This window comes from Pseudomonadota bacterium (assembly GCA_010028905.1).
Lineage (GTDB): Bacteria > Vulcanimicrobiota > Xenobia > RGZZ01 > RGZZ01 > RGZZ01.
In genome coordinates this window covers 1-5,069 of record RGZZ01000367.1, presented here as the reverse complement: position 1 = coordinate 5,069, position 5,069 = coordinate 1, and the positions used below count along the sequence as shown (strand labels likewise).

Here is a 5,069-nt window from a genome sequence, read left to right as displayed (position 1 = left end):
CATTGGTGATGGGAATGAAGTCGCGCTCCTTGTTGATCTCATCGAGCAGGCGACCGCCAGGCACGACGTGCATCTCGCCTTCCAAGCGGTAGTTGGTGGTGAGGAGGATCACATGGATCCGCTCCTTCATCGCGCGAACGCCCAACGTGTGCACCTCCCGAGTGAATGGAGCGCGTGGGGCGGAGCCCCCCGACACTCGTCAACTTCTGCGCGAACGGCTTTCAACGTTCTCCGACGTGATCCCTTTGAGGCGGGTCGGTGGGGATTCCTTGGCCTGCGCGCCTGTGTTCTCCTCTGAGAGGGGGCTCTCGCCGGGTTGCGGCGATGCGTTTGCGATCCAGCGCACGGCATGGCCCACCGCCTGCATGGCCCAGGCCCGTTCGATGATGCAGGCAGCCTCTCCGCGCAGCAGACAGCGCTCCGCGTACATGATGTCGACCTGCCGGCGAACCTGCGCAAGAGCGCGATTGCGCACGTCTGACCGTCGCGTCGAAAGCGCCCTCTCCAGCAGGGCCAGCAGCGGGCGGGTCTCGTCGACCTGAAGCGGCTGCTGGTCGACGACGGCCTGCCCGTGCTCGCGTGCCGCCATGCGCAGGAAGTCGGTGACGCGCCGCCAGGTTCGGTCGTTATGGGGGGGAGGCAGCCCCTCCGCTTGCGCCGAGAGCGCGGTTGCGACGTCGAGAAATGCGCTCGCGCTGAACCGGATGTTCACGAAGGGTCCCGGACCCCGCTCCACGGTCTCGACCCGGCGATCGCTTCGCAGCAGCCCGATGATCGCGTCAGCGTGGGCATCGTCTGCCACCGGGATTGCCGCGTCGTGTGGCGCGTGCGCGGGAGCGTCGATGAGGCGGGGGGTGCCCCCGAGCGGGGCGAGGAGCGCCTCGAGTGCGGCCCTTGGCGACGTCAGCGCGCCGTGGCCTCGATCTTCAGCGTGACCGCGCGCCGCGCCTTGCCGTTGGCCCACACGATGAGCTCGAGGGTGTCGCCCGGCTTGCGGTTGGAGAGCGCCTGGGTGAGGTCCTTGAAGGTGCGCACCGGCGTGCCACCGACCTCGGTGATGACGTCGTTGCGCTTGATGCCCGCGCTGGCGGCCGGCCCGGACTCGGTGACGGCGGTGACGAGCACCCCAGACTTCACCTTGAAGTCCCACATGTCGGCCATGTCGGATGTCACGTCCTTGCCGGAGAGCCCGATCCAGGGGCCGCCCGTTGACTTCGGCGCCGCGATGCGGGTGCGCCCCACGAGCGACTGGGCGATCTTGAGCGCGTCGTTGATGGCGATGGCAAACCCGAGGCCCTGGGCGTTGTGGTTGGCGTTGGTTCCCGTGTAGACCAGGGTGTTGATGCCGATGACCTCGCCGGTCGAGTTCACCAGCGCGCCCCCTGAGCTGCCAGGGCTGATGGCGGCGTCGGTCTGGATCATGTTGCGGTAGGTGATCTCCGGCATCTCGACCTTGCGACCGGTAGCTGAGATGGTGCCGATGGTGATCGACCACGAGAAGCGCTGCGGGCAGCCGATGGCGATGGCCATCTGTCCGAGGTCGAGGCGGCTGGAATCGCCGAAGGTGGGCACGGGCAGGTCTTGCGCGTCGATCTTGAGCACCGCCAGGTCGTACTGGGGCGTGCTGTTCCAGAGCTGGGCGGTGAACGTCTTGCCGTTGGCCAGGGTGACGTGGATGATGCGGGCACGGCGGACCACGTGGAAGTTCGTCAGGATGAAGCCGTCCTTGCGCAGCACCACCCCCGACCCCACGCCCGTGTTCCTGGCCGCGGGATGGGAGGTGTCGATGCGCACCACGCTCGGCTTGGCCCGCTTCACGGCCTCGACGGCTTTCTGCTCGCCTTCGGCGTAGCGCGCGTGCGCGGGCAGGGCACATATCAACAAGAGGGAGAGGGCGGTGATCAGAAGACGCTTGTTCATCATATGATTCATTCGATCTCTTGGGCGGGCACGCCTGCGTGCGTCGTTCCCCGGCCCCAGGCAGGGATCTGTCGCCTGCCCGCGCAAACCGCTGGCCCCATTCCCCGACAGCCGCTGGCGTGAGGGGGAGGGTTCCCGAGAGCGCGCTGCGACCATCGGCGGCGCATCAGGCGCGAAGAGAGAGGTTGTGCGCGTGGAGACGAACCGCATCGATCTGGCCATCGTGGGGCTCATCATCTTCTCGGTCTCGTGCGGCGTGACCGGTCAGGTGCTGTTCAAGCTCGGCATGCGCGACGCCGGCCCCGTCACCCTCGGTCCGTCGGTGTTGCTGCACTTCCTGCATCCGCGCATCTTCGCGGGCTGCTGCTGCTATGCCACGGCAACCGTCTCGTGGCTGGTCATCCTCTCGCGTGTACCGCTGTCGCTGGCCTATCCGCTGGTGAGCATAAGCTACGTGCTCGTCGCCCTGCTCGGGCGCTTCTACCTGCACGAGACGGTGACGCCCTACACCTGGGCAGGCGTGGCCTTGATCTGTCTGGGCGTCGGGCTCATCGGCTACGGCAGCCCGCATGGCTCGGCCCCAACCCCGCCGGCGCCGACCGCTTCACGCGTGCCGGAGCGCTGATCGTCGTTGTGCCCCTGCCGTCACGCTGCTCAGCGAGATGTGCGTCGGAAGAGGCGGAAGCGGATGAGATCGAACAGCTGCACCACGTATTCCCACATCTGCTTCAGGGTGAGCTTGCTCTTGCCCTCGACCCGGTTGACGAAGGTGTACGGCACCTCGCAGTAGCGGGTGAAGCGCCCCTTCACGAAGACCTCGAGGCCGATCTTGAACCCGATGGGGTTCAGCTTCACCCCGTCGATGACGTTGCGCTTCATGAAGAAGTACCCCGACGTGATGTCGCGGATGGGCGTGAGCGGAGAGGCCAGCAGCACCGCCCCCTTGCTGATGATCAGACGGATCAGCGGCCAGTCCTTGATCTGGCCGCCGCTGATGTAGCGGCTTCCCACGGCGAGGTCGTAGTCGTCGCGGGCGATGGCGTCGATGAGCTGGGGAAGGGCCGCCGGGTCGTGGCTGCCGTCGGCGTCCATGACGCCGAGAATCGTGCCGCGAGCGCACCCGAAGCCGTCGATCACCGCGGACGACAGGCCCAGCTTTCCGGCGCGGCGCAGCACCCGCACCGGACGGGTCTGGCCGAGCTCCTCGCAGATCTGCCACGTGCCGTCCGGCGAGTTGTCGTCAACGACCACGATCTCGCCGTCGATGCCGGCCGCCTCGAAGCGGTCGATGATGCCGTCGATGAGGCCGGCGATGCCGTGTCGCTCGTTGTAGGTGGGAATGACGATGGAGACCTGAGGGCTGTGAGCTGTCAAAGCGTGATCACTTTCCAGGCCGAGAGCAGCAGATCGGCGATGGCGTCCATGTCGGCGATGGCGCCCACCTTGATCTGCTCCTCGATGCCGAGCTCGTCGACGGAGAGGGCGCACAGCATGATGCGGATGCCCTGCTCCTCGAGGACGATGAGCTTGTGCAGCACGTCGCCCTCGGTGGCGGCGAGATGCACGGCCGTGTTCGTGAGGATGATGGCGCGCGGCTTCACACGGTTGTGGATGACGCCGCCGAGGAAGTGGCGCAGCAGGCGCCGGCCGAGCTCGTCGTTGCCGACCCCGAGCGCCTGGGAGCTGATGAGGATGACCACGTTCTTCTGCGCGGGCGCGTTGCTGGCGCGAACCGGCTGCGGCTCGGGCTCTTCGAGCTGGGCGAAGTCGCCACGAATCATGCGCAGATAGTAGTTGAGGTCTTTCTCTGCGAAAGTGGGCGGCATCGTCGCCTTGATCTCATCCATTGGGCCTTGTTGCTCCATCGATGGCCGGTCTTCATGTCGACTCGGCTCGATCTCGTTCTTTCCGTCACACCTCTCCCCGGATCGCATTGCGGGAAGGCAATGCGGGTGAGGGGCTTCGCAACGAGTCAGAGTGGATTCCACCGCTCGCCTGCCCTCTCCTTCAGCCGGGCAGGGGGGGCGGCGGCGACGGGCACGGGCTTGAATCCCTGTCAATTTCCTGAAGGATCCTGCGCCGTGACGCAGAATGAGGCCCTGTTCGGGGAGGCTGTTCCGATGCGGGTCGCCGCCTCCGAACCCATGCGGTCGCACCCCCTTGTTCCACACCGCTTCGCGCCTCGTCGCGGCGGAAGGGGAAGCCCACCAGGAGCTCGTCGAATGCGCAGACGAACGGTCTTCTTCTGTCTGGTCCTGATTGCAGGGGGAGCGCTCACGCTCTCCGGCGGATTCCGTCGGTCGATGGAGCGCTGGTTCGTGGAGACCTCTCCCGACCCCGTGCGCGCGTCGCTCCGCGCGCCGCTCGAGTCGCTTCGCGGGGGCAACCCTCGCGCGGCCGTCAACGCCCTGCTGGGGCAGGGCTTCAATGAAGCCGCGTGGCGCCGCACCGAAGGGGTTCTCCAGCGCCAAACCGCGCGAGGCGGAGGCAGCGCCGTCGAGCAGTGCCGACAGAACCTGGTGGCCATCGCCACCGCCATCGAGCTCTTCAGGGCTGACGAGACGAACGGCTATCGCATGCCGCCGAGCCTGCGTGATATCGTCGGCCCCAACGGCCTGGCGCGCATCCCGATCTGCCCCGCGGCGGGCCGCGACACATACAGCGCCGGATATGCGCCGGACCGTCGCAATGAGCACTTCCGCCTGGTGTGCCGCGGGCATGCGCACGCAGCGGCGGGCCTCGACGCCGATCTTCCGCGCTACGATCCGCGCTTCGGCGCCATCGCGCCACTGCAGTCGCGGGCTGCGTGGTGGCCGATGCCCTATCGCGTCGACGTGGTCTCACTCGATCGTCGCGGGAGCTCGGCTCGGGTGACCCTGCGCGAGATGAAGGCCCGCTGCGTCACCCTCGATCTGCGCGCGGCGCAAGATGGGCGATGGACGGTCGCCCGCGTTCTCGATGACGATTCAACCCTGCTGGGCGCGACGCTCTCCGCCTACCCTGTGGTGGCCGCCGCTGCCGCCCCTGCCCGAGCGGTCGACGGTCGGCAGACCTGCGCCCTCAGCCTTGCCAGTGCGCGAGACGGTGTCGGTGTGCAGGCGCACCAGCGGATAGAAAGCGCGCACACGGCCCAGGCGGTCATCCCCTGC

At 67.4% G+C, this 5,069-nt stretch carries 6 protein-coding genes; 2 read left to right on the top strand and 4 right to left on the bottom strand.

The window, feature by feature from the left end; translation table 11 throughout:
* Positions 1–199: 199 nt before the first annotated feature.
* On the bottom strand, positions 200–802 hold the full coding sequence (locus tag EB084_19200; protein NDD30390.1) for a hypothetical protein: 603 nt from the start codon (positions 800–802) through the stop codon (positions 200–202).
* A 101-nt stretch (positions 803–903) separates the two neighbouring features.
* Positions 904–2,157, bottom strand: a complete 1,254-nt coding sequence (locus tag EB084_19195) for a PDZ domain-containing protein (protein ID NDD30389.1) — start codon at positions 2,155–2,157, stop codon at positions 904–906.
* A gap of 19 nt (positions 2,158–2,176) precedes the next feature.
* On the opposite strand from EB084_19195, the gene EB084_19190 reads away from it, so the two are divergent.
* Positions 2,177–2,545 (top strand): hypothetical protein, encoded by a 369-nt coding sequence (locus EB084_19190; GenBank protein ID NDD30388.1) that lies wholly within the window; start codon positions 2,177–2,179, stop codon positions 2,543–2,545.
* A gap of 29 nt (positions 2,546–2,574) precedes the next feature.
* Here EB084_19190 and EB084_19185 read toward each other — a convergent pair whose 3' ends face one another.
* Together EB084_19185 and EB084_19180 are read right to left on the bottom strand one after the other, a co-directional pair.
* Entirely contained in the window at positions 2,575–3,408 is an 834-nt protein-coding gene (locus EB084_19185) for a polyprenol monophosphomannose synthase (GenBank protein NDD30387.1), read from the bottom strand.
* Positions 3,291–4,640 (bottom strand): hypothetical protein, encoded by a 1,350-nt coding sequence (locus EB084_19180; protein ID NDD30386.1) that lies wholly within the window; start codon positions 4,638–4,640, stop codon positions 3,291–3,293. The genes EB084_19185 and EB084_19180 overlap by 118 nt, the downstream gene beginning before the upstream one ends.
* A 96-nt stretch (positions 4,641–4,736) precedes the next feature.
* Between EB084_19180 and EB084_19175 the strand changes: the two genes are divergently transcribed.
* On the top strand, positions 4,737–5,069 hold a 333-nt coding region (locus EB084_19175; GenBank protein ID NDD30385.1), incomplete at its 3' end, for a hypothetical protein.

What these genes read in the sequence shown, in the direction of transcription:
- EB084_19195 (NDD30389.1), bottom strand. Translation starts at nt 2,157, where the DNA reads ATGATGAGCCCCACGATGGCCAGATCGATGCGGTTCGTCTCCACGCGC.
- EB084_19180 (NDD30386.1), bottom strand. Translation starts at nt 4,640, where the DNA reads ATGCCCGCGGCACACCAGGCGGAAGTGCTCATTGCGACGGTCCGGCGC.